The organism is Paraburkholderia sp. (assembly GCF_004298475.1).
GTDB lineage: Bacteria > Pseudomonadota > Gammaproteobacteria > Burkholderiales > Burkholderiaceae > Paraburkholderia > Paraburkholderia denitrificans.
Genome location: NZ_SCRP01000018.1, coordinates 1 through 22,359 on the forward strand (window position 1 = coordinate 1; position 22,359 = coordinate 22,359).

A 22,359-nucleotide genomic window follows, 5' to 3' on the forward strand; every position below is an offset into this window, starting at 1 on the left:
CCAACCCCATCACGCAGGTGCCTGTCGACCAGCTTCTGTTTGAACCGCTCATCGTACTTCGTCATGAAAAACACCCCAAAGGCTGGATCGGCGTCCAACTTTTGGGGTGCAGTTCACAGGACGGCTTTTGCGTATTCAAGCTTCAGACCGCAGCAAAAACCAGCGGCCTGAAGCTTCGTGCAACTCAACGATCGAGGAAAGGCCGAAGCTTGTCGGCCCGGCTCGGGTGCATCAGCTTGCGCATCGCTTTGCTTTCGATCTGACGAATACGCTCGCGCGTCACGTCGAACTGCTTGCCCACTTCTTCGAGCGTGTGATCCGACGTCGTATCGATGCCGTAACGCATACGCAGCACCTTCGCTTCGCGCGGCGACAGCGCCTTGAGCGCCTCGTCGATGGCGGCACGCATGTTCGCGTGAATCGCCGCATCGGCCGGCGAGCTCGACGCTGCGTCCTCGATCATGTCGCCGAGTGTCGCGTCGCCGTCGTCGCCCACCGGGCTTTCCAGCGAAACCGGCTGCTTTGCGATCTTGAGGATGCCGCGCACCTTCTCTTCGGTCATGCCCATGCGCGCGGCGAGATCCGCCGGATGCGCTTCCAGGCCCGTTTGCTGCAGGATCTCGCGCGAAATGCGGTTCAGTTTGTTGATCGTTTCGATCATGTGAACCGGCACGCGGATCGTGCGCGCCTGGTCGGCGAGCGCACGTGTCACGGCCTGGCGCACCCACCACGTCGCGTACGTCGAGAACTTCCAGCCACGGCGATATTCGAACTTGTCCACGGCCTTCATGAGGCCGATGTTGCCTTCCTGGATCAAGTCGAGGAACTGCATCCCGCGATTCACGTATTTCTTCGCAATCGAGATCACAAGGCGCAGATTGGCTTTCACCATCTCGCCCTTTGCCTGACGCATCTTCGATTCGGCAACCGTCATACGGCGATTGATCGCCTTGATCTGCTGCAGCGAGAGCGATGCACTCGCTTCGATTTCGGCGAGCTTCGCCTGTTCGGCTTGAATGGCCGGCAGGCTGCGCGTCATCGCGGCGCCGTACTTGCTCGACTTCGCAGCCGTGCGGACAGCCCAGTCGAAATCGGTTTCGTTGCCTGGGAACTGTTCGACGAATGCCTCGCGCGGCATGCCGCAGCGGTCGACGACGATCGTCAGCACATTGCGCTCGATTGCGCGGATCTGCGCGACCTGCGCCTGGAGCAGCGTGCACAGGCGATCGATCGTGCGGGCCGTGAAGCGGATCGGCGCGAGTTCGCGCTGGATCTCTTCACAGATCGCCATTTCGGCAGCCGAGGCACGCGCGTCCGAATCGGTCGTGCAGGCCATCTGCTCGAAGAGTGCACGCACGCGCGCGAAAATCGCGAGGCTGTTCGCCTTCAGCAGTTCGAGTTGCGCTTCGTTCGCCTTGCTCGCATCGGCTTCACTTTCGTCTTCATCGTCGCTGTCGCTTTCGTCGGCGTCGTCGGCTTGCGCCTCGATCTCGTCGCTGTCGTCGGCGTCGGCCATCGCGGCCTCCTGCGGCGGCTCGTCGCTGCCGATGCCATCGACCAGTTCGTCGATGCGCAGCTCTTCGGCGGCGACGCGATCGGCGTCAGCCAGAATCGTCGCGACGATCGACGGGCACGCCGCAATCGCCTGGATCATCTCCTGGAGGCCATCTTCGATTCGCTTAGCGACTTCGATTTCGCCAGCGCGCGTCAGCAGTTCGCTCGAGCCCATTTCGCGCATGTACATGCGCACCGGGTCGGTCGTGCGGCCGAATTCCGAATCGACGGTCGAGAGCGCGACTTCGACTTCCTCGTCTGCTTCGTCGTCGATTTGCGCATCGGCGCGGGTTTCTTCGTTCAGCAGCAGCGTGTCGGCGTCCGGCGCCTGCTCGTAGACCTGCACGCCCATGTCGTTGAACGTGGCAACGATCGTTTCGAGCGCGGCCGTCTGCGCGAAGTTATCGGGCAGATGGTCGTTGATGTCGGCGTGCGTGAGGTAGCCGCGTTCGCGGCCGAGCTTGATCAGCGCCCGCATTTGATGCTGACGCTTTTCGAGTTGCGAGCCGGCGTCCAGTTGAGTCGTATCGCCGGTCTTGTCTTTCGATCCACGGCGAGCAGGGCGGGCAGACGCGGTCAGCACGTCGTCCCGGTCATGGCTTGTCAATACGTTCTCCTTGAAGCGGGGCCTGACAAGGGCAAAAGAGTCACGCGCCAGCGTTGTGAAGTTCTGGCGATGACGAACTTGCAGGGGAAATGGGCGGGGGCGAATGCCGTTCCGCCGAGGGAGCGCCAAACGCGCGTGCCAGACGCGCGCGCGTTAAGCGCGTACGAATGGCAGCCTGAATATTCGTGCAATGCAGAAAGATCGCGTATGGTAGTGCGTTACGCCATGCGAGGCAACCTGAATCGTCGTCAGTAATGCACAGTTGCGTGCCGTGACAGGGTCAAATTACAACGCCTGCTTGATGGCGTCGCACCACGAGCGATTTCCGACTCGAATGGCGCAATTAATTGGAGTGGCGAGTCTGAATCGTCGAACCAATTTGCGCTGCGGCTTATTCCGGGAATCCGGCGCGGCATGGTGACCTGCCGTCGAAACCTTCCCGCATAAGGTTGCCTTTCGTCGCTCGATAGCGAATGGCGAACATATGATGAACGCGTTTGTCCGCGGACTGGTTGACCGCCGGTTCCTGGAGCGCCATGCAGTCAAGCGCAGCGTGTTTGTCATCTGTGATGCGTCGAATACGGCGCTTGCGATACCGGCGAGTGCTGGCTGATCGAATGCGTCATACGAAGCGTGCGCCGCGCGCCTGCGCGATCGGTCCCTCGGAAACCCCTTAGGGCATTGCGATAGAGCGATAACTGTCCAGCCGGATGGCATCGGGCGCAGTATCGCAGCCGATATTCGCGCAGCTCACGTCAACCCGGAACGGCGCTTCGGCCCGCGTGGAACTGGCCGGCTTGAGCCGGATTCGCTCATTCGTCTGCGTAACGTTGCGTTGCGCTAGAACAAATTCCGGTGGCGTGCACGCGGTGCGCGTGAGAACAGTCGATCACCGCAGCGGCAAGAAGGATAAGCGAGGGTTACGGCAGTTCGTCGAACTGCGGCAAGGAATCGGTGATCTCGTACCAGGGCGCCTTCGAGCCGACAAAAATGTGCGCGCCCGGACGGATCGCCGGGCTGTCGACCAGCGTGCCCAGCGTCACGTGAACCCAGGCGCTTTCACGCACGACGGAGAAGAGCAGCGACCCGCATTGCGCGCAGTGGACGTCGTGGCAGGCATGCGCATCGCCAAACGTCAGCACGTGTTCTGCGCCTTGCGTGACGGCCAGTTTCTGGCGCTCGATACCGCCAAAGGGCTTGAATGCAGACCCCGTGGCTCGCCGGCATTTCGAGCAGTGGCAATTGAGCGCATAGACGAACGCGTCGTCCACGGCGTAATGAACCGCGCCGCACAGGCATCGTCCGCGCAGCCGCGTTGCAACGTTTCCGGATGGGGCGGTTGTCATCGTTGCTCCCGGACAGGATTGGCACTCGACCGTGCGCTCACGTGACGTGAGTCGCGAGTGCCTAAGGTAACGGGATTTGGGAGATTGCGCTCCTGCTGGCCGTTTCGCGGCGCGCTGCGCAGGGTTTTATCGGCCGCAATACGCGCTTCCTGCAGGATTTACGTACCAGCCAGGTGTCGCGCAGCGTGTATTGCTCCCATAGTGCGTTACCTTTGCGTGGTGCGCCACTGCGCAGCAGGCGACCTGTCTGTTCAACGCGTGCCCACCGCGCCCATCTTCGGGCGCACGACGCTCATCGCGGGCGTCCGCTCATCTCCTTCAGCCCCTCGATCACGACGAGCAACGCGCGGCCATGCTCTTCTGAGCCGTCCCACGCCTCGACGATCGCGTTGCGCAGCAATTCGTTATAGGCAACGGCGTGCCTTGCGGCGGACGGTGACTTCACGCCGTAGAAACTGCATAGCTTATTGAATGACGCGCTCCGGCGCAGCCGTCGGCCGTTCGAGAGCCGAAGTCTCGATACGGTGGGCTGGCTGACGCCGGAAAGCCGCGCTATTTCGCTGGATGAGCGGGTATCCGCCGTCAGCTGCATCAATAGCTCATGCACGGGAAAATGTGTGTCCGGGGCTTCCATGTCATGCATTATATCTATACAGTAACGTTTATTGAATTATCTGTCGAAATGAACAGATAGAAGCATTCCGAGGAAGTCGATGGCACTGAAACACCTACCGCCCGCGTTTTGCTGGTCCCGAATCGGGGCGGAATCCGGCGAAGATCTCGCTACGCTCATTGTTCGCAAGGAGTGGGAGCGGCGTCTGGGCGGCGGGCGTTTCCTGTGGGGCATCAGTCAGTCGCTTGGCAATAGCGCACAGATCGCGGCGCTGCGCACCGGCTCGCTGCTCGCGCTGTTTTCGCCCGCGGCCAGCCGTGCGCGCGCGCCGGAGCGCAAGCGCGAAGATGCGCTGGTGTGGAACGCCTGGGTCGATGTGAACGGACAGGTGCGGCAGTTGCCGCCGCATGTGTTTGTCGCGAGCCGCGCAACTTATCCTTCAGGCCGCGCGCGCGAGCAGCATTACGCGCTGGTGTGCGCGTCGCCCACGGAACTCAGCATCGGCAGCAGCCTGAAGGCGCATCCCGAGCGCCTGCGCAGCGTGAGCACGGGCAAGGTGCCGAGCGCTTCGCAGGCCACCGTCGTGGTGGACCGCGTGGAGCCTGTCGGCGAGCTGGCCGGTAAGAGCTATCCGATTGCACTGGCGGTCGAACTCGAAGCACCGTATGCCGTGCGACTCACACAGCCCACACTCGTGAAGGCACGCGAGCTTGCCGCGATACACGAGGCCGTGCGCGATGGCGACTTCGAGGCGTATGCCGCGCTCACGCAACGTCTGCGCAGCCAGTCGGCCGCGCAGCAGGCGCGCGGCGTGACGCGCGATCTCTTCGATATGCCGCCCGCGGATACCGTGGCGCCGGTCCGGCGCGGCGGCGCACGTCCGCACAGCCGCAGCGTTGCGCGCATCGCGGACTGGACGCAATTAACGATGGAACTTTTCCATGGCGATCATCACACGTTCACAAGAAGCCGAGGCCGCGCGGCGCTTCGTTGAGGCGAGCCGCAACGTCGATCTGGCCTTTCGTGCCGTTCGCGGTGAGCAAGTCGCAAAAGCATCGGTGATGACCCGCGGGGCCGCACAGTCCCGTCTGGAGCGCGCGCTCGACGAACTCGCACGGGCCGAGGCGCTGTTCGATTCGGCGATCCGCGTGCAGGGGCGCAGTCATCAGCCGGGTCATATGGACATCTGATTAAAGCGGGCCGCAATGACACGCGAAGCCGCCCGGACCAGCGTGGCCCCCATGGCGATGGCGGCGCTCGAACAGCGTCTTGCTATCGCCGTTTTGTGATGAAGGATGGGATCTGGCGGTTCGGTCTCGATCCCGAGGACGCGTCCGCGTTTCTTGTGCCCTACGGTTGGTGCGTGATCGAAGCGCCAGCGCCCGAAACACGCGCGCAGCGCCATGTCGAGCCGACGGGCCGCGCGCTCACCTGCATGCCGATCGGGCGATCGGTCTACGCAGAACACCTTTGATGGCGCGGCGGCCCTCGCCGCGTTACTTCACTGTGAATGTGAAGTGTCCTTGCGTGCGGTGCCCATCCGCCGCGACGGCCGCCCATGCAACGTTATAGACGCCCGGCGTAAGCGGATTCAAGCCCACGGACATGTGCTTCCTGCTCGACGCATCGACCACGGCCTTGCCGCTCGTGACGGCCTTGCCTTGCGCGTCGGTCACGGTGATCGAACTGAATACGGGTTCGAGTGCGTCGTCGAAGTCGATCGCCACGTCCTTTTGCGTCGTCGTGACGGTTGCGCCCGCAGCGGGCGCCTCGTGAGTCGGATAGGCGTGCGCATGGGCAAGCTGGCAGGCGGCGATCAGGAGTGCTGCAGCGGCAGCGCGTGCGGTGGTTTGCAGTTTCATTTGTTGTGTCCTGCGCTTAAAAGAGGGGTTTGCCGAGCGAATTCGGGAACATGTCGTCGAAGTACAGATGTGCCTGGACCAGCACGCCCACATGAGTGCCCGTTGCGCGGTTCACCGGAATCTGCGCTTCGATGCCGAATTGGCCATAGCGGTTAAGCCAGATCAGGCCGGGGTTGATCGTACCCGTCGTATGGCCCGCACAGTCGCCCGCGGTGCAGGTGCTCATCGGGAACTCGACCACCGGAACCAGATTCGCAAATGGCTGCGGCAGGCCCAGATCCTTCACCTGGTTCTGCAGGTAGGGAATGCTGTACTGCACCGTCACGCCCCAGCCGAGCGAATTCGGCCCGTTGTCGGACGATGCCGTCGTGATGTTCGGGCCGATCGTGCCGGTGATCGCGAACGGTCGCAGATAGGCGAGAGAGTTCGGCAAGTCTCCGAAGCCCTTGCCGACGTAGACGGTCGGGGTGAACGTCGAATACGAAGTCGCGATCGCCTTCGAGCCCGTGCCACCAACGGTTGCGAGGAGCCCGACTGACGCCATGAACTCATGCCGCGCATTCGCGTAGGCGACGTACTTCGCGCCGAGCGTGAGATTGTCCCAGCCCTTCGCCGAGCCGTCGGGGGAGTTCTGGCTCGCGTAGTTGCCGGCGATGCTGACCGCGAGGTTCTTCGTGATCAGCTTGTCCCACTCGTAGGACACGGTGTTCACGTTCATATCGTCGCCGTTGCTGTCCGGCGTCTTGATGTGGCCGAACTGCATGTTGAATTCGTCGCCGACGCCGGGATCGTCGACCGCCATCGTGGCGGGAAAGACGCGGTCGCCGACCACCGCGTGCGCGTGCGCAGCGGGGGAAGCGGCCATGCAGGCGAGGGCGCCCGAAACGAGCAAGGCGGCGCGCGCAGGCGCGACGTAGCGTGCGAAAAGCGTACGCATAAGGTCATTCTCCTGAATCTTGACGTGTGTTATTCCCGTCACGCGCAGGCGTGACGGCGCGCCGCGACGGTGCGTGCGGCGGCGTTGTTGTGGTTGCTTGCCTGTGCCCGTGCGAGGCGATACGACACGGGACGAGGCGAAGCGGATCAGATCAGGAGAAGGCGGGCGGCGCGCGCGGCTGCGCTGCCGTGTAGATAGTGAGGGTGAGGACTTCGTGGTCCGCGTAGTCTACGTTCGTGCGCGTGACGGCGAACGTAACCGGGAACTCCACGACCGTGCCCGGTAGAACAGGCACGTTGGCGAACAGCGTGCAATACGGGCAGGCGTCGCCGTGCTGCGCTTGCGAATGATGCGGCGAGCCGTGCGAGTCGGCAGCGGCTTCGTCTCCCATCGCGCAGAACGACCCATGCATTTCGCCCGCGCGATGATGTTCGACCAGCGTCTGCGAAATGGCCGGCGCGAGCACGCTCATCAGGATCGCAAGCAATCCGAGCAGGCTGCCGAGTTTCCGTAGACGAATGCGTGACATGCTTCGCGTGGTGCAGGCGCGTTGAAAGCGCGGTTGAGGTGCACGGCAGATGCCGTGCGATGCGTTCAGTGCTGCGTGGCCTATGCGGCCTCTATGTGGCGCGGAAAAGCACGCTAACGAATTGATCGATTATGCCATGTGCGGTTTGCGCAATCGGACGTGTGCGGCTATGCCGCAATACGATGTGGCGGAACAGAAACGCACGAATTCGTGCTGACGCTGGTGCGATCGATATCGGTGCAGGCGTTGGGGAATGTCGCGCGTTGCGCGGCTTTCAACGCGCCGTGCTAACGTTGCGCCCGGCTGCCGCACCGCGTGCTTTTAGCGGCGCGGCGAGCGCTTTGTGCACCACACGTCTCATTCAGGAGGGAAATCTCGTGGTTTACGAAATGGCACACATCACCGTGCAGGCAGGCAAAAACGCCGAATTCGAAGCAGGGGTGAAGCAGGCGATCCCCTTGTTCAACCGCGCGCGCGGTTGCCGTCACGTCGAGTTGCAGCGCTCCATCGAGGAGCCGAACCAGTACGTGCTCGTCGTGCAGTGGGACACCGTCGAAGATCATATGGTGCACTTTCGCGAGTCCGCCGACTTCCAGGTGTGGCGCGAGCTTGTTGGCCCGTACTTCGAGAAGCCGCCGGTGGTGGGGCACACGCAAGTCGTCGTCAAGTAACACGCGACAGGCGGGGCGAGCGAGCCGGGGCACGCGATTCGCGCGTGCCCCATGCGGGCACGCGCTCAGGCAGCAGCGCGCCGCGAGTGCGGCGCTCGCGTTTACCGCGGCGGCAAATACCGCAGCGGATCGACGGGCTTGCCGTCGTGCCGCACTTCGAAATGCAGCATGACGCGATCCGCATCCGTCTTGCCCATCTCGGCGATCTCTTCGCCCTTCGTCACCGAATCGCCTTCCTTCACTTTCAGGTCGCGGTTGTGCGCGTAGGCTGTGAGAAAGGCCGCATCGCTCTTCACGATGACCAGATTGCCGTAGCCGCGCAGGCCATTGCCTGCGTACACCACCCGGCCGCTGGCGGCTGCGCGCACCGGTTCGCCGGGATTGCCGCCGATGTCGATGCCCTTGTTGCGCGTGTCGTCGAAGCGTCGGAGCAGCGGGCCGTGCACGGGCCAGCTCAGCGCGATCACGCCGTTGTCGGGGACGGAGGCGGAGGCGGGTGCCGGTGCCGGTGCCGGAGCGGGTTCGTCTGCCGGAGCTGCGTTGGCCGACGCCGGCGGGGCAACGCGGAGCAACTGGTTCACTTCGATATGGTTCGCGTCGGCGAGGTTGTTCCAGGCGACGAGATCGTGATCGCTTCGCCCGTTCGAGCGTGCGATACGCAAGAGCGTGTCGCCGGGCTGGACGCGATAGTAGCCGGGCCGCGCAGGCTCGATTGCAACAGGCGGGGGTGCGACGGGGGCGGCGTTGACCGGCGCGGGCGCGGGTGCGTTCGCGTGGGCGCTCAGGTCCGTGATAGGTGCAGGGTCAAGCCGCGTGGCGCAGGCCGACAGCACGCAGAGCGCCATGGCGCAGACGCCGCGCTGCGCCGTGGTCAAACCGTGACCAGGGAGATTTGCTCGCATCGTTCTATATCTGCCTTTTTGATTGCGTGACGGCGCGGCATGCCGTCGGGCACGCCAGCGCACTCGACAGTCAACGATCCGCAAGCGTCGACGGTTGACCGCCGAAGCGCCCGAAATCCTCCCGTACGCAACGTTTGCAACGTTTGCGACGTGCGCAACGTCTCAGGCGTGCGCGCCCTTGATCGCGAATCGATCCACATAGGCGTGCGGATCGCCGCCGCTCCTGTGCGAGTGCCGTCTCCCTCTGCGGCGGCGGAATCACGCGTGCTTCATTCGTCCGGTTTGGCCGCCTCGACGATCTGCCGTGCGGCCTCGGCGAGCTTTACGCTCTGGTTCATCGCGCGCTTGCGCAACGCGGCGTAGGCGGCGGGCTCGGATATCTTCTGGCGCTCCATCAGCAGCCGCTTGGCGCGGTCGATCAGCTTGCGTTCGGCGAGTTCGTTCTCGGCTTGCGCGAGTCGTTCGCGCAACTGCGCTTCCTGCGCGAATCGCGCGAGCGCGACTTCGAGGATCGGCGCGATCCGCCCGCTCGCGAGCCCTTCCACGAGATAGGCCGTCACGCCCGCGTGCACGGCGGCCCGGATCAGCTGCGGATTCGCGTCGTTGCTGAACATCAGCACGGGACGCGGCGCCGTGGCGTTCATCACCGCGAGCTGTTCGAGCGTGTCGCACGAGGGCGATTCGGTGTCGATGATGACGACGTCCGGGCGAGCGTGCTCGACCACGCGATGCAGCTCCTGCGGCGTGGCCGGATCGGGCAGCATGTCGTAGCCGAGCTGCGCGAGCGCCTCGCGCAGATCGCCGATAGGTTTGCCGGTGTCGGTGACGAGCAAGACGCGCATGTAAGGTGGCGAATTTCTATCCTGCGATGGCGGCCGCTTCGTACATGCGCCGCAATTCGGGCATGCACGATCCGCAAACCGTGCCGCAACCGAGCGACGCTTGCAGGCCCGGCACGGATGCGCCGCGCGCAAGCGCCTCCCGGATCTGCGTTGCGCCGACCTGCATGCAACTGCAGACGATGCGCTCACGCGGCGCGCTGGCGGTCTTTCCGGCCAGGTGCGCCGAAAATGCGCCGAGGCGCGAACCGCGCCACGGTTCGCGTGCCCGCACGGCGGCGAGGAGCGTGTCGGCCTGGGTGGTGTCTCCGGCCAGCACGAAACCTTCGATGACGTTGTCGCGCCAGCGTGCGCGCTTGTCAAGGCCGCGCCGTGTGTCGCGGTATTCGAGCGTGTCGTCGTCGGGCAGCAGGCCGAGCGCGGCGTAAAGGCGCTCGAGCCACTGAGCGGGCGCGGCGGTGTCGGCGGCGCGCACGACCAGGAGATCGTCTTCGATGGCGAGCGCTGCATAGCGGCATGCGCCAAGCAGCGGCTGAACGGCTGCCTGCAGCGCCAGCGCGTCGCCGCGCCGCGCGGCTACGACGCGCCAGGGCAACGCGACGGCTTCCACACGCACCGCCGCATGCTTCAGTTCGGGCTGCGACGAATGCGGATCGGCGGCGGGATCGCTGACCTCGTTGACGCCGCTGCCCGACATGAACTGCGCGTTCCAGTGCATCGGCACGAACAGCGTGCCCGAGCGCACGTCCTCGTTCGCGTGCACGGGCAGCACGAGTTCGCCGCGCCGGCTGACGACGCGCACGAGATCGCCCTCGCGCAGGCCGCGCCGCGCGGCGTCGCCGGGGTGCATGTCGAGCGCCGGCTCGCTCGCGTGCGCGAAGAGCCGGCCGCTGCGGCCCGTGCGCGACATGCCATGCCACTGGTCGCGCAGGCGTCCGCTCGTGAGACGAAACGGGAAGCGTGCGTTGACGGCGTCGGCGGGCGGCTGATAGTGCGGCGCGTGAAAGCGGGCGCGGCCATCTTCGGTGGCGAAGCGGCCATCGGTGTAGCGGCGCGCCTGACCGTGCGCGCTGCCTGCGGGGAAGGGCCACTGTTGCGGACCGCGTGCATCGAGCAGCGCATAGCTCAGGCCGCCGATGTCGAGATCGCGGCCTTCGGTGAGCCGCCGGTGTTCGTCGAAGACCGGCTCCGGCGCATCGAATGCAAAGCGCGACGTGTGAGGCGTGCGGTCGAGCCGCTGCTCCAGTCGTTGCGCGACTTGCACGGCAATCCACCAGTCGGGCTTTGCCGCGCCCGGCGCATCGACGGCTGCATGCACGCGCGAGATCCGGCGCTCTGAGTTCGTCACCGTGCCGCTTTTCTCGCCCCAGCTGGCGGCGGGCAGCAACACGTCCGCGTAGGGCACGGTATCGGTTTGCATGAAGGCTTCCTGCACGACGACGAACTCGGCCTTGTCGAGCGCTTCGCGCACGCGTGCGCTGTCGGGCAGCGAATGTGCCGGGTTCGTGCAGACGATCCAGACGGCCTTGATGGTGCCCGCGCGCAGCGCATCGAACATGTCGACGGCGGGCAATCCGGGGCGCGCAGAGAGCGCTTCGGCTTCGATGCCCCACAGCCGTGCAACTTCCTCACGGTCCGCTGCGTTGCCGATATCGCGATGCGCTGCGAGCATCGTCGCCATGCCGCCCACTTCGCGCCCGCCCATGGCGTTGGGCTGACCGGTCAGCGAAAACGGTCCCGCGCCGGGCTTGCCGATCTGCCGCGTCGCCAGATGCAGGTTGATGAGCGCGAGATTCTTGTCGGTGCCGTGGCTCGACTGGTTCAGTCCCATGCTGTAGAGCGACAGTGCCGCGTCGCTCGCGCCGAACCATTCGGCTGCCTGAATCAGGTCTGCTTCGGCGATGCCGCACAGTTCGGCGGCGATGGCGGGCGTGAAAGTCCTCACCGCCGCCTTGAGCGCCTGGAAACCTTCGGTGTGCCGGTCGATGTATGCGCGATCAACGAACCCTTCCCAGATCAGGTGATGCAGCATGCCGTTGAAGAGCGCGACATCGGTTCCCGGTTCGATGGCGAGGTGCAGATCGGCCATCGCGGCGGTGTCGGTGCGGCGCGGGTCGATCACGATCCAGCGGATCGACGGATCGGCGGCCTTCGCCGCTTCGAGACGGCGAAACAGCACGGGATGCGCCCACGCCGCGTTGCTGCCCGCGAACAGCACCGTGCGTGCGTGCTCCAGGTCGTCGTAGCAGGTGGGCGGGCCGTCGGCGCCGAAGGCCATCTTGTAGCCCGTCACGGCGCTCGACATGCACAGGCGCGAATTGCTGTCGATATTGTTCGTGCCAATCAAACCCTTCGCGAGTTTGTTGAACACGTAGTAATCCTCGGTAAGCATCTGACCGGAGACGTAAAACGCCACGGCGTCGGGGCCGTGCTGTTCGACGATGCTCGCAAAGCGCTCTGCGACGGCATCGAGCGCCACCGGCCACTCGACTGCCGTGCGCGGCTCGCCGCGCCGCATGCGCAACTCGGGCGCAAGCGCGCGGCCCGTCGTGCTGCGCGCGGTGTCGGCGAGGGCCATGCCCTTGCTGCAGAGCTGGCCGCGGTTCGCGGGATGATCGGGGTCGCCGCGCACGCCGGCAATGCGGCCGTCGACCGATTCGATCAGCACGCCGCAGCCGACGCCGCAGTAGCAGCAGGTGGAGCGCGTCACGGTCTTCATGGTCGTCAGTCCAGGCAGACGAACACGGCGCCGTCTTCGACGCGCACCGCGAAACGATGCGCGCAGCCCACATCGGGCGCGCGCGCCGCGCCGCTCGCGAGATCGATATTCCACGCGTGCAGCGGGCAGGTGACGCTCTCGCCGTGCACGATGCCGAGCGAGAGCGCACCGCCCTTGTGCGGGCATCGGTCGAGCAGGGCGAACACGTCGTCGAGCGCGGTGCGAAAGAGCGCGATGTTGCCGCTGTCGCGTTCGAGCACGCGGCTGCCGAGGCGCGGAATGTCTGCGACTTCGCAAACGCGGGTCCAGATGGGCGTGGTTTTCATTTCCATGTGCGTGTCCTCAGGCGACGACCTTGATCGGAATGTACTGACTGCGTTGCGTACCGGCGACGCGCGTCTCCCACGGGTCCGGCAGGCCTTCGAGGGAATACAGCAGACGCTCGTAGAGCGTGCGGCGATTGCTTGCGTCCTCCACGACTTTTTGCTTCACGTAGTCGAGCCCCACGCGCGCGATGTAATGCACGGTGCGGTCGAGGTAGTACGCTTCCTCGCGATAGAGCTGCAGGAACGCGCCGGTGTATTCCTTCACTTCGTCGGCGGTCTTCACCTTGCAGAGGAACTGCGCCACTTCGGTCTTGATGCCGCCGTTGCCGCCCACATAGAGTTCCCAGCCGCTGTCGACGGCGATCACGCCCACGTCCTTGATGCCCGACTCGGCACAGTTGCGCGGGCAACCGGAGACGGCGAGCTTGACCTTGTGCGGCGACCACATGTTGGCGAGCATCGTTTCGAGGTCGATGCCCATCTGCGTGCTGTTTTGCGTGCCGAAGCGGCAGAACTCGCTGCCCACGCAGGTTTTCACGGTGCGGATCGATTTGCCGTAAGCGTGTCCCGACTTCATGCCGAGATCGCGCCAGATGTCCGGCAGATCCTCCTGCTTCACGCCGAGCAGATCGATACGCTGGCCGCCCGTGACCTTGACCATCGGAATGTGGTACTTGTCGGCCACGTCGGCGATGCGGCGCAGCTCGGACGGGTTCGTCACGCCGCCCTTCATCTGCGGTATCACGGAGAACGTGTTGTCCTTCTGGATGTTCGCGTGCAGGCGTTCGTTGACGAAGCGGCTTTGCGGGTCGTCCACGGCTTCGCGCGGCCACGTCGACAGCAGGTAATAGTTGATGGCGGGACGGCAGCTCGCGCAGCCGTTCGGCGTGTGCCATTCGAGGAAATCGTAGACCTCGCGGTGCGTGAGCAGATGGTGCTCGCGGATCGCCTTGCGCACTTCGGCGTGATTGTGCGCGGTGCAGCCGCAGATCGCCTTGGTCTTGGGCGCTTCCTGGAAGTTGGAGCCGAGCGTGTTCATGAGGATCTGCTCGACCAGCCCCGCGCACGAGCCGCACGAACTCGCCGCCTTCGTGTGCTTCTTCACGTCGTCGAGCGTGAAGAGGCCCTTTTCGGTGATCGCCTTGACGATGGTGCCCTTGCACACGCCGTTGCAGCCGCACACTTCGTCGCTGTCGCTCATGGCGGCGGCGCGGCTTTGGCCCTGCACGCCGGCGTCGCCGATGCCGGTTTCGCCGAACACGAGGTGCTCGCGCAGATCGCCCAGCTTGCGCTGCTCGCGCAGGAGGCGGAAGTACCATGCGCCGTCGGCGGTATCGCCATAGAGGCACGCGCCGACGAGTTTGTCGTCCTTGATGACGAGCTTCTTGTACACGCCGCCCGCCGGATCCGAGAGCACGATTTCCTCCGTGCCGTCGCCGCCGAGAAAATCGCCCGCGGAAAAGAGATCGATGCCGGTCACCTTGAGCTTGGTCGAGAGCACCGAACCCTTGTAGCTGCCGATGCCCATCAGCGCGAGGTGATTCGCGCACACCTTCGCCTGTTCGAAGAGCGGCGCGACGAGACCGTACGCCACGCCGCGATGATTCACGCATTCGCCCACGGCGTAGATGCGCGGATCGTAGGTCTGCATCGCGTCGTCGACGACGATGCCGCGCGAGCAATGAAGGCCCGCCGATTCGGCCAGCGCCGTGTTGGGCCGGATGCCCACGGCCATCACGACGAGGTCGGCCTGCAGCGCATCGCCGTCGGCAAAGCGCACGCCGGTCACTTCGCCTGCCTCGTTGCCCGTGATTTCCACCGTCGCCTTGTTGAGCAGGAACTGCAGCCCGCGCGCTTCCAGCGAACGCTGCAGCAGCTTGCCCGCGGTGGCGTCCAGTTGCCGTTCGAGCAGCGTATCGGCGAGATGCACGACGCTCACGTCCATGCCGCGCAGCTTGAGCCCGTTGGCCGCTTCGAGCCCGAGCAGCCCGCCGCCGATCACCACGGCGTGCCGCTTGACGGCAGCGGCGTCGATCATCGTGTTGGTGTCGTGGATGTCGCGATACGCGATCACGCCGTTGAGCGTGTTGCCCGGCATGGGGGGAATGAACGGCGTCGATCCGGTGGCGATCAGCAGGCGGTCGTAGGGCGCTTCGGTGCCGTCCTCGGCCACGACGATGCGCCGCACGCGGTCGATGCGCTCCACGCGCTTGCCGATATGCAGGCGAATGCCGTTTTGCGCATACCAGTCGAGCGGATTGAGCACGATGTCGTCGAAGTTCTGCTCACCGGCGAGGACCGGCGAAAGCAGGATGCGGTTGTAGTTCGGATGCGGTTCCGCACCGAACACGGTGATGTCGTAGTGGTTCGGCGCGAGTGCCAGCAGCTCTTCGAGCGTGCGGATGCCGGCCATGCCGTTGCCGATGACGACGAGCTTCGGTTGGGTATTCATGTGATGGTCCTCGCAGTGAATTCAGACGCGGGCCGCGGCCATCGACCACGCATTGCGCCAGCGGTGCTTCACGTTGCGCATGCCGGCCCAGCCCGCGAAGGTGAGGCATGCGAATAATGCGAGGCCCCAGGCGTAATCGCCGGTGGCCTGCTTGATTGCGCCGAGGCTCGCGGCGAGCGCGAAACCGCCCACGCCGCCCGCCATGCCGACGAGTCCGGTCATCACGCCGATCTCCTTGCCGAAGCGCTGCGGCACGAGCTGGAACACCGCGCCGTTGCCCGCGCCGAGGCAGAGCATCGCGGCGACGAAGAGCAGTACGGTGACGACCGGGCCGCCCGGGTGAAACGCCGCCACGCCGATGAGCAAGGTCACGGCGCCGAACACGTTGAGCAGCGAGCGCGTGCCGCCGATGCGGTCGGCGAGCAATCCGCCGACCGGCCGCATCGCGGAACCGGCGAACACGCACGCGGCGGTGGCCCATCCGGCGAGCTTCGCGTCGAATGCGAACTGATCGTGGAAGAAACCGGGCAGCGCGCTTGCGAAACCCGAAAAGCCGCCGAACGTGAGCGAGTAGAAGAACATGAACCACCACGTATCGCGGTTGCGCAGCATGCGCGCGTAGTCGGACAGGTGCTTGCGCTGGACCAGGCCGGGCGCGTCCTGCGCGCAGACCGTATACACGGCGAGCGCCGCGACGAGCGGAATGCAGGCCATGCCGAACACGTTTTGCCAGCCGAACGCGACAGCGAGCGCGGGTGCGAAGAGCGCGGCGAACACGGTTCCTGAGTTACCTGCGCCTGCAATGCCCATTGCGGTGCCCTGGTGCTCGGGCGGATACCAGCGCGAGGCGAGCGGCAATGCGACGGCGAACGAAGCGCCCGCCACGCCGAGCGTGATGCCGAAGAAGAGCGCTTGCGCCAGCGTGTGCAGACCGACGCGCCACGCGACCAGCAGGCTTGCGAGGACACACAACTGGCCGATAAGTCCTGCGCGCTTCGCACCGATGCGGTCCGCGAGCATGCCCATGAACACGCGCAGGATCGCGCCCGCGAGAATCGGCGTGGCGACCATGAAACTGCGTTGCTGCGTGGTGAGCGCGAGCGTGTGGGCGATCTGGATCTGCAGCGGTCCGAGCAGATACCAGACCATGAAGCTCAGGTCGAAGTAGAGGAACGCCGAGAACAGCGTCGGGGTGTGGCCATTGCGCCAGAAACTGCGATCCATGTTGGCTCCGTCGTTGGATCGTACCGGTAGGGGTGGACCGGATGCGATGAACGTCGAACGCCATTGCTCGACAAAGTTCGGTGACCGCTGTGTTGCGCGGCGATGTTGCGCAATACAGCAGCCACGATATGGAGCGGCGCGCGAGGTTAATCGGCTCTGCTATCGGCTCTCGCACCATTGCAGGAGCCGAGCGTTGTTCTGCAAGCACCGTGCCAGCTTGCAGCAAGCGCGCAAAGCGTTGCTGGATGGCGTTTTGCGGGAAACGGACGGAGCCCGGCTGGTGCACCGCAGCAGTGCGAAGCAAATCGTGCCGCACTCAACTGGCGCAGCGGCCGCACGCGAAAGCGGCGGGGCGCACGGGGCGCTCGCGTCGATCACGCCGTGGCGCTGACGCCTTTCATCGCGCGCCATCTGCGGATGACCCATTTCTCCGCTTCGACGACGAGGAAGAACGCCACGTCCGCCAGAAGCAGCCACGGCCACACACTGGCAGGCAAGGCCGCTGTGCCGAACAGTTCCTGAAGGGGCGGCGCATAGGTGAAGAGCAATTGAAGAACGATCACCGAACCAATGCCGATCAGCAAATAGCGATTGCCCATATGCGCCTTGATCGATAGCGACGATTCGACCCGATAGCGGGTATTGAGCAGGTAGAAGATCTGGCCGAACGTGAGCGCGTTGACCGCAGCGGTGCGGGCAACCTCGTCCGGCACGCGCAGTTCCGCATCGTTGCAAAGCACCGGGACGCGTCCCATCAGATCGAGCACAGGGTCCTGCGGCGCGGGTTTGCCGTCGTGCAGGTGCGGCGCTTTCGGGAGCCGCGAGCGGCAGCATCGAATCGGTTATCGCAATCGCAGCAGTTTTTGCTGGCGGCTTTCGCAACTAACTGTCCCGCTCCGCTGCCCCAGCCCAGCAGGCGTGTTCGCAGCACATTGAGCTGCGAACACGCCTGTGAGTCGAAAGCGTCGGCTAGCAGGATGTGGCGGGGTGGGGCGGGAGGATACGCTCGAGTGCGCTCAACCTGCCTTGCGCACCGGAGGGAAGCGTCGCTTGCTGTTGCTCATGCGAATCCGGCGAAACCGCTCTTTCTTTTGCTCTTCCTCGAAGTGCGCGAGCGAGAGCTTGACCAGATCGCTGCGCGAAACAATGCCGATGAGCTGCATCGACGTGCGGTCGGCGACCACGGGCAGCCGCTCGAGGTCGTGAATTGCGAGCCGCGTCGCGATCTGCCGGCAGGTTTCCTCGGGCAGCGCCACGTCGGGCACGCGGGGCGCAAGAAGGTCGCCGAGCGTCTTGCTGGCGGCGTCGCCCTGCAGCCCGTCGAGCATCGCGCGATCCACCACGCCGAGCACTGCGCCGTCTCGCACGACGGGCCAGGCACGGCGCGTCTGCGTTGCGCCGAAGAAGGCCGTGAGGGCATGGCGAACGGTGGTATTCGCGTCGATCGTTTCGACGTTGTGCGACATCACCTCGTTCACATAGTGACGTTCGAGCGGATCGACGCCGTACTCACGGTAGATGTGATAGCCGCGGCGCGCGATTTTCTCGGTCATGATCGAGCGCTTCATGACGACGGTGGCGAAGCTGTGCGCGATCAGCGTGGCTGCGAGCAGCGGCAGCAGCGCGTTGCTGTCGTGCGTGAGACCGAACGCGAACACGATGGCCGTGAGGGGCGCGCCGAGCGTCGCGCCGAGCGTGGCCGACATGCACACGAGCGGCCACAGCGCGGGATCGCCGCCGGGCAGCACGTGGCCGAGCACGGCGCCGAGTCCCGCGCCGAGCATCAGCAGCGGGGCGAGCACGCCGCCCGAGGTGCCGGAGCCGAGCGCGACGACCCAGATGATGGCTTTCACGACGAGAATGCCGATGGCGGCCTCCCAGAAAATATGCTGGTGCAGCAGGTCGCCGATGACGTCGTAGCCGACGCCGAGCGCGCGCGGCTCGAAGAAACCGCCGATGCCGACCACGAGGCCGCCGAGCGCGGGCCACCAGCTCCAGTGAAGCGGCAGGCGTCCGAACAGATCTTCGATCTTGTAGAGCGAGACCGACAATCCCGAAGCCAGCGCGCCGGACAACAGGCCCGCGATGATGCACGAACCGAGCGCGAGCGCATGCGGCGGCGGCGTCTGGAGGGCGAACAGCGGCTCGACGCCGAAGAAAGCGGCGCGGGCGAAACCCGCGACGGCGCACGCGAGCGCGACCGGCAGGAAGCTGCGGGGCCGCCATTCGAACAGCAGCAATTCGACGGCGAGCAGCACGGCGGCGACGGGCGTGCCGAACACGGCGGTCATGCCTGCTGCCGCGCCTGCGACGAGCAGCGTCTTGCGTTCGGCGGAGGTGAGCCGGACGCACTGCGCAAGCAGCGAGCCGAGCGCGCCTCCCGTCATGATGATCGGGCCTTCGGCGCCGAACGGTCCGCCGCTGCCGATTGCGATGCCGGACGAAAGCGGCTTGAGCACCGCCACTTTCGGCGACATGCGGCTTTTGCCGAACAGGATCGCTTCGATGGCTTCGGGTATGCCGTGACCGCGGATGCGATCGGAGCCGAAGCGCGCAATCAGGCCGACGAGCAGGCCGCCCACGGTCGGGATCAGGATCACCCAGGGCCCGAGCGTGTTGAGCGCGGGCGAATGATCGGCGAACGAAAAGCGGCCGAAGAAGAACAGGTTCGTGAACAGGTGAATCAGGCTCAGCAGCACAAAGGCGGCGAGCGTGGCGAGCAGGCCAATGACGGCCGCTAGCGCGGCGACGCCGGGCAGGCGGTTATTGGCGGAAAAGTCGCGCTTGTGTGAATCGTCATGCATGGTGGTCAAAGATCGATTTGCGGAATCGTGAAGGTCCCGTCGAGCGAGTTCAGCTCGGTGCGGTGCAGTTCGGCGAGGCGCGCCAGTTGCTTCTCGCCTTCGGCGCGCAGATGGACTTCCACCTGGCGGCGATCCTGCTCGCTCACCCGGCGCTCGACGAGGCCGTGTGCCTCGCAGCGCGTCACGAGCGCCACGACGCCGTGATGGTGTGCCTGCAGGCGCTCGGCCAGCTCGCCGACCGTGGCCCAGTCGCGCCCAGGGTAGCCCTTGACGTGCAGAAGCAGCAGATACTGCAACGGCGTGATGCCATCGGCGTGCGCGGCCTGTTCGGAAAAGCGCTCGAAGCGCCGCATCTGATAGCGGAACTGCGATAGCTGCTCGAAATCGCGCTTGTCGAGTGCGCGGGTACTCTGCTTCATCGGACGGTCCTGGAAAACTGGGGAATCGGTAAATACATCATAATATGATATATAGGCCCGTACGAGGGCAATAGATTCGATTGTGGGGTTTCAGGCGGTGAGCGTGCGCACGGGCGCGCTCATCAACGTGCACACCGCTTCGCGGGTGCCGGTGTGCGGCGCGAACCGGCGCGCGATGGCGACCGCGGCAGCGGTGATGGGATCGTGCAGCAGCAGTGCGCTGGTTACGCCGACCGTCGCCGCAATCAGGTTGCCGCCGATGATCGACCACGGCTGCGCGAGCGGGCTCGCCGGCACGGCGAAGAGCAGCACTGCGGAGGCGCCCATCGGCGCGATCAGGTACGGCGAGATCGAGGCCGATCCGGACAGCCAGTGCGCGAGGCTTCCCGTCAACGCGACGCCGGACAGTGCGCCTGCGCTCGCGCGCATACGCTCCTGCCAGCGGATGAAAACACGCGTGGGGGTGAAGCCGGTGAACCAGCGAGTGGATGTCGAACTTGACACGATCAAAAAAGGGTCTGGAGAGGCGGCGGAATTCAGCGGCGGTGGAAAATAGGCTGCGGCATTATATCGCAACGTGATATATATTGCGACGGTCAATTCGTTTAAACCCTGATTTCAGGGGGGCCATGCCCGATGCCGTTTCCTTCAATGTCGAAGCCATGCTGATTCAAAACGTGAAATTAAAAAGTACTGCGAATAATAAAGCCGTGAGTATTGGCTAAATAATCGATTGGGGTGGCGGGTAAGGTTGCGCGCGACCGGTGCGAGTGACCGGTCGCGCGAAACTCATCTGTGGTTCAGCTACGGCTCAGGTGTGCGACTGCGGGCGTTGGTTCGCGGCGGCCGTGCTGTTCGGCGCGGGCGTCGGCTTGCCGGGTACCTGATGATGATGTTGGGGCGACTGACGCGCTTGTTGCGATCTGGACCGCGCGGGTGACGAATGCAGCTGGTGCGCTTGATGCACTTTCGCCTGCCGTACCGGCGCGGCGTGCCGCGTGCGCGGCGGCGTCACGTGCGCCTTCTGCATTGGCAGATGGCCTTCGTGGTGAGCCATGACGAGCCGCAGTTGCGAGCGCCGGTGGAGCAACTCGCCGCGCCGGTCGCCGTGGGCGTACAAGCGGCGATGACGTCGGCCGTCGTGGCCGACGTACCAGTAGTACGTATTGCCGCCCGTGAAGACGATGTCGCTGTCGAGGGCGACGGAAATATACGCGTCATAAGGCTCCGGCACGTAGACCGGCTCCGCGGCGACAACGACCGGTTGCGGCGGGGGCGGTGCAGCGACGACTGCGGTGGGCCGCGCAGGATGAGCGGCGACACGGGAATCGGACATGCAGCCGCTCAGCAGCAGCAGCGTCGCGGCGAGAGCGCCGAGGGCGAGCGTTTTACCGTTCAAACAAGACTCCATCATGATGGTTGATACCTCAACCGGTTAACGGCACGTTCGAACGGCTGCTTGAGAACGTGTCTGCATGTGACGGCTTTGCACGAGCCGCGCGATTCGGCCCGTTCGCGATGTGAGGGCTGTGAGGGATGAGACTGCGGTCGAGCGTTGCTGCACTGCAGTAACTGCCGCTCTGTGTTTGTAGTTCTTACCGGCGCATATTCGAAGAAGACGCAGCGAAGACGAGGCAGCATGCCGGATACCACGACTGCTATCCGTGCGTCGGGCGAGAGCGTGGCGACGCGCTTCGGGCAGTTTCCAGTTTGGTATGGGCCTTGCTTTGCATGAAGACGCAATCGCGCTCTTCTTCGTGTGCGCGCCGCAGTGCGTGCGGCGGGCCGACCCGGTTCGTTCCGAACTTCTAGACTGGAGGATATCGGGCTCGCTCAGTCAGGGTTCGCCCGTGCGTGCGCCTGTGCGCGCCCGTGCGATTCTCCTTTCGAGGCAACAATGAAAAAGCTGCTGCTCGTTTTCGCGCTGTTCACATGGCTCGCGCCTGGCGTGAGCGCGCTCGCGCAGACCGCCGTCGATCAGTCGGACCCGCAGGCGCTCATCAAAACCGCCACCCAGCAGGTGCTGGACGAAGTGCGGGCGAAAGCCATCGCACCAGACGATATCGCGCGTATTCGCGACATCGTCGACCGGGACATCCTGCCGTACGTCGATTTCAATCGCACCACGCGGCTCGCGATGGGCCGTCACTGGCGCACGGCCACGCCGGAGCAGCAAAAGCGCATTGCGTCGGAATTCCAGTCGCTGCTCATTCATCTGTATTCGGGTGCGCTCGCGCAACTGAAGCCCGACCAGCAGATCAACTACCTGCCGATGCGCTCGTCGCCGGGCGACGTTGATGTGGTCGTCCGAACGCTTGCACAAACGAACAGCAAGCCTGTCGAGATCGATTATCGTCTGTACAAGACGCCCCAGGGCTGGCGGCTCTATGATCTGAACGTGCTGGGCGCGTGGCTCATCCAGACCTACCGGCAACAGTTCAACGAGAAAATCCAGGAGAGCGGCATCGATGGCCTTATCCAGTTTCTCAGCGCGCGCAACCAGGAACTCGTCTCGGGCAAATCGTGAGGCAGGCCACGTGCTGCGCGTACACGGC

At 64.8% G+C, this 22,359-nt stretch carries 20 protein-coding genes and 1 pseudogene; 4 read left to right on the top strand and 17 right to left on the bottom strand.

All coding sequences use genetic code 11. From position 1 onward, the window contains the following. Positions 1–184 precede the first annotated feature (184 nt). From rpoD to EPN59_RS10410, 3 genes are all read right to left on the bottom strand, one after another. Positions 185–2,161 (bottom strand): RNA polymerase sigma factor RpoD, encoded by a 1,977-nt coding sequence (gene rpoD / locus EPN59_RS10400; protein WP_293036070.1) that lies wholly within the window; start codon positions 2,159–2,161, stop codon positions 185–187. Between the two features lie 920 nt (positions 2,162–3,081). Next, on the bottom strand, positions 3,082–3,507 hold the full coding sequence (locus EPN59_RS10405; RefSeq protein WP_293036072.1) for a GFA family protein: 426 nt from the start codon (positions 3,505–3,507) through the stop codon (positions 3,082–3,084). 292 nt (positions 3,508–3,799) lie between these two features. Beyond that, positions 3,800–4,141: an XRE family transcriptional regulator gene (locus EPN59_RS10410; protein WP_293036074.1), complete on the bottom strand. Its 342-nt coding sequence runs from the start codon at positions 4,139–4,141 to the stop codon at positions 3,800–3,802. A 79-nt stretch (positions 4,142–4,220) separates the two neighbouring features. Between EPN59_RS10410 and EPN59_RS10415 the strand changes: the two genes are divergently transcribed. Then, complete coding sequence (locus EPN59_RS10415) at positions 4,221–5,114, top strand: hypothetical protein (protein ID WP_293036077.1); 894 nt, start codon at positions 4,221–4,223, stop codon at positions 5,112–5,114. Further along, positions 5,062–5,310, top strand: a complete 249-nt coding sequence (locus EPN59_RS10420) for a hypothetical protein (protein ID WP_293036079.1) — start codon at positions 5,062–5,064, stop codon at positions 5,308–5,310. The genes EPN59_RS10415 and EPN59_RS10420 overlap by 53 nt, the downstream gene beginning before the upstream one ends. Positions 5,311–5,616: 306 nt before the next feature. On the opposite strand, the gene EPN59_RS10425 is transcribed toward EPN59_RS10420, so the two are convergent. The 3 genes from EPN59_RS10425 to EPN59_RS10435 all read right to left on the bottom strand — a co-directional run bounded on the left by EPN59_RS10425 (position 5,617) and on the right by EPN59_RS10435 (position 7,448). Continuing rightward, a complete protein-coding gene (locus tag EPN59_RS10425) occupies positions 5,617–5,982 on the bottom strand; it encodes a copper resistance protein CopC (protein ID WP_293036083.1) in 366 nt (121 codons plus the stop codon). A 16-nt stretch (positions 5,983–5,998) separates the two neighbouring features. After that, a complete protein-coding gene (locus EPN59_RS10430; protein ID WP_293036086.1) occupies positions 5,999–6,919 on the bottom strand; it encodes a hypothetical protein in 921 nt (306 codons plus the stop codon). Between the two features lie 151 nt (positions 6,920–7,070). Then, the gene (locus tag EPN59_RS10435; RefSeq protein ID WP_293036089.1) at positions 7,071–7,448 is read right to left on the bottom strand and encodes a DUF2946 domain-containing protein; all 378 of its coding nucleotides are present in this window, start codon (positions 7,446–7,448) and stop codon (positions 7,071–7,073) included. Between the two features lie 389 nt (positions 7,449–7,837). Between EPN59_RS10435 and EPN59_RS10440 the strand changes: the two genes are divergently transcribed. Next, positions 7,838–8,119, top strand: coding sequence for an antibiotic biosynthesis monooxygenase family protein (locus EPN59_RS10440; protein WP_293036093.1), 282 nt, complete (start codon positions 7,838–7,840; stop codon positions 8,117–8,119). A 101-nt stretch (positions 8,120–8,220) separates the two neighbouring features. Here EPN59_RS10440 and EPN59_RS10445 read toward each other — a convergent pair whose 3' ends face one another. The 11 genes and pseudogenes from EPN59_RS10445 to EPN59_RS10495 all read right to left on the bottom strand — a co-directional run bounded on the left by EPN59_RS10445 (position 8,221) and on the right by EPN59_RS10495 (position 21,203). Continuing rightward, a complete protein-coding gene (locus EPN59_RS10445) occupies positions 8,221–9,021 on the bottom strand; it encodes a peptidoglycan DD-metalloendopeptidase family protein (RefSeq protein WP_293036095.1) in 801 nt (266 codons plus the stop codon). 269 nt (positions 9,022–9,290) lie between these two features. After that, entirely contained in the window at positions 9,291–9,863 is a 573-nt protein-coding gene (locus tag EPN59_RS10450) for an ANTAR domain-containing protein (protein WP_293036097.1), read from the bottom strand. Between the two features lie 16 nt (positions 9,864–9,879). Beyond that, on the bottom strand, positions 9,880–12,579 hold the full coding sequence (locus EPN59_RS10455) for a nitrate reductase (protein WP_293036099.1): 2,700 nt from the start codon (positions 12,577–12,579) through the stop codon (positions 9,880–9,882). 5 nt (positions 12,580–12,584) lie between these two features. After that, entirely contained in the window at positions 12,585–12,911 is a 327-nt protein-coding gene (gene nirD / locus EPN59_RS10460; protein ID WP_363928555.1) for a nitrite reductase small subunit NirD, read from the bottom strand. 10 nt (positions 12,912–12,921) lie between these two features. Then, a complete protein-coding gene (gene nirB, locus EPN59_RS10465) occupies positions 12,922–15,357 on the bottom strand; it encodes a nitrite reductase large subunit NirB (RefSeq protein WP_293036102.1) in 2,436 nt (811 codons plus the stop codon). Positions 15,358–15,378: 21 nt separating this feature from the next. Then, positions 15,379–16,581, bottom strand: a complete 1,203-nt coding sequence (locus EPN59_RS10470; protein ID WP_293036105.1) for a nitrate/nitrite transporter — start codon at positions 16,579–16,581, stop codon at positions 15,379–15,381. Between the two features lie 374 nt (positions 16,582–16,955). Further along, on the bottom strand, positions 16,956–17,348 hold the full coding sequence (locus tag EPN59_RS10475) for a cation transporting ATPase C-terminal domain-containing protein (RefSeq protein ID WP_293036108.1): 393 nt from the start codon (positions 17,346–17,348) through the stop codon (positions 16,956–16,958). A gap of 249 nt (positions 17,349–17,597) precedes the next feature. Next, a complete protein-coding gene (locus EPN59_RS10480; protein ID WP_293036110.1) occupies positions 17,598–19,385 on the bottom strand; it encodes a chloride channel protein in 1,788 nt (595 codons plus the stop codon). Between the two features lie 5 nt (positions 19,386–19,390). Continuing rightward, on the bottom strand, positions 19,391–19,804 hold the full coding sequence (locus tag EPN59_RS10485) for a MarR family transcriptional regulator (RefSeq protein ID WP_293036113.1): 414 nt from the start codon (positions 19,802–19,804) through the stop codon (positions 19,391–19,393). Between the two features lie 171 nt (positions 19,805–19,975). Continuing rightward, a pseudogene (locus EPN59_RS10490) lies at positions 19,976–20,308 on the bottom strand (HPP family protein); the annotation flags it as partial. A gap of 307 nt (positions 20,309–20,615) precedes the next feature. Next, positions 20,616–21,203 carry a hypothetical protein gene (locus EPN59_RS10495; RefSeq protein WP_293036116.1) on the bottom strand — a complete coding sequence of 196 codons (588 nt, stop codon included), beginning with the start codon at positions 21,201–21,203 and terminating at the stop codon, positions 20,616–20,618. Positions 21,204–21,701: 498 nt separating this feature from the next. Here EPN59_RS10495 and EPN59_RS10500 point away from each other — a divergent pair, with 498 nt between their 5' ends. Further along, on the top strand, positions 21,702–22,331 hold the full coding sequence (locus EPN59_RS10500) for an ABC transporter substrate-binding protein (RefSeq protein WP_293036119.1): 630 nt from the start codon (positions 21,702–21,704) through the stop codon (positions 22,329–22,331). Positions 22,332–22,359 lie beyond the last annotated feature (28 nt).

What these genes read in the sequence shown, in the direction of transcription:
- EPN59_RS10450 (WP_293036097.1), bottom strand. Translation starts at nt 9,863, where the DNA reads ATGCGCGTCTTGCTCGTCACCGACACCGGCAAACCTATCGGCGATCTG.
- EPN59_RS10415 (WP_293036077.1), top strand. Translation starts at nt 4,221, where the DNA reads ATGGCACTGAAACACCTACCGCCCGCGTTTTGCTGGTCCCGAATCGGG.
- EPN59_RS10420 (WP_293036079.1), top strand. Translation starts at nt 5,062, where the DNA reads ATGGCGATCATCACACGTTCACAAGAAGCCGAGGCCGCGCGGCGCTTC.
- EPN59_RS10440 (WP_293036093.1), top strand. Translation starts at nt 7,838, where the DNA reads ATGGCACACATCACCGTGCAGGCAGGCAAAAACGCCGAATTCGAAGCA.
- nirB (WP_293036102.1), bottom strand. Translation starts at nt 15,357, where the DNA reads ATGAATACCCAACCGAAGCTCGTCGTCATCGGCAACGGCATGGCCGGC.
- EPN59_RS10500 (WP_293036119.1), top strand. Translation starts at nt 21,702, where the DNA reads ATGAAAAAGCTGCTGCTCGTTTTCGCGCTGTTCACATGGCTCGCGCCT.
- EPN59_RS10445 (WP_293036095.1), bottom strand. Translation starts at nt 9,021, where the DNA reads ATGCGAGCAAATCTCCCTGGTCACGGTTTGACCACGGCGCAGCGCGGC.
- EPN59_RS10485 (WP_293036113.1), bottom strand. Translation starts at nt 19,804, where the DNA reads ATGAAGCAGAGTACCCGCGCACTCGACAAGCGCGATTTCGAGCAGCTA.
- nirD (WP_363928555.1), bottom strand. Translation starts at nt 12,911, where the DNA reads ATGGAAATGAAAACCACGCCCATCTGGACCCGCGTTTGCGAAGTCGCA.
- EPN59_RS10470 (WP_293036105.1), bottom strand. Translation starts at nt 16,581, where the DNA reads ATGGATCGCAGTTTCTGGCGCAATGGCCACACCCCGACGCTGTTCTCG.
- EPN59_RS10480 (WP_293036110.1), bottom strand. Translation starts at nt 19,385, where the DNA reads ATGCATGACGATTCACACAAGCGCGACTTTTCCGCCAATAACCGCCTG.
- EPN59_RS10425 (WP_293036083.1), bottom strand. Translation starts at nt 5,982, where the DNA reads ATGAAACTGCAAACCACCGCACGCGCTGCCGCTGCAGCACTCCTGATC.
- EPN59_RS10455 (WP_293036099.1), bottom strand. Translation starts at nt 12,579, where the DNA reads ATGAAGACCGTGACGCGCTCCACCTGCTGCTACTGCGGCGTCGGCTGC.
- EPN59_RS10435 (WP_293036089.1), bottom strand. Translation starts at nt 7,448, where the DNA reads ATGTCACGCATTCGTCTACGGAAACTCGGCAGCCTGCTCGGATTGCTT.
- EPN59_RS10430 (WP_293036086.1), bottom strand. Translation starts at nt 6,919, where the DNA reads ATGCGTACGCTTTTCGCACGCTACGTCGCGCCTGCGCGCGCCGCCTTG.
- EPN59_RS10410 (WP_293036074.1), bottom strand. Translation starts at nt 4,141, where the DNA reads ATGGAAGCCCCGGACACACATTTTCCCGTGCATGAGCTATTGATGCAG.
- EPN59_RS10405 (WP_293036072.1), bottom strand. Translation starts at nt 3,507, where the DNA reads ATGACAACCGCCCCATCCGGAAACGTTGCAACGCGGCTGCGCGGACGA.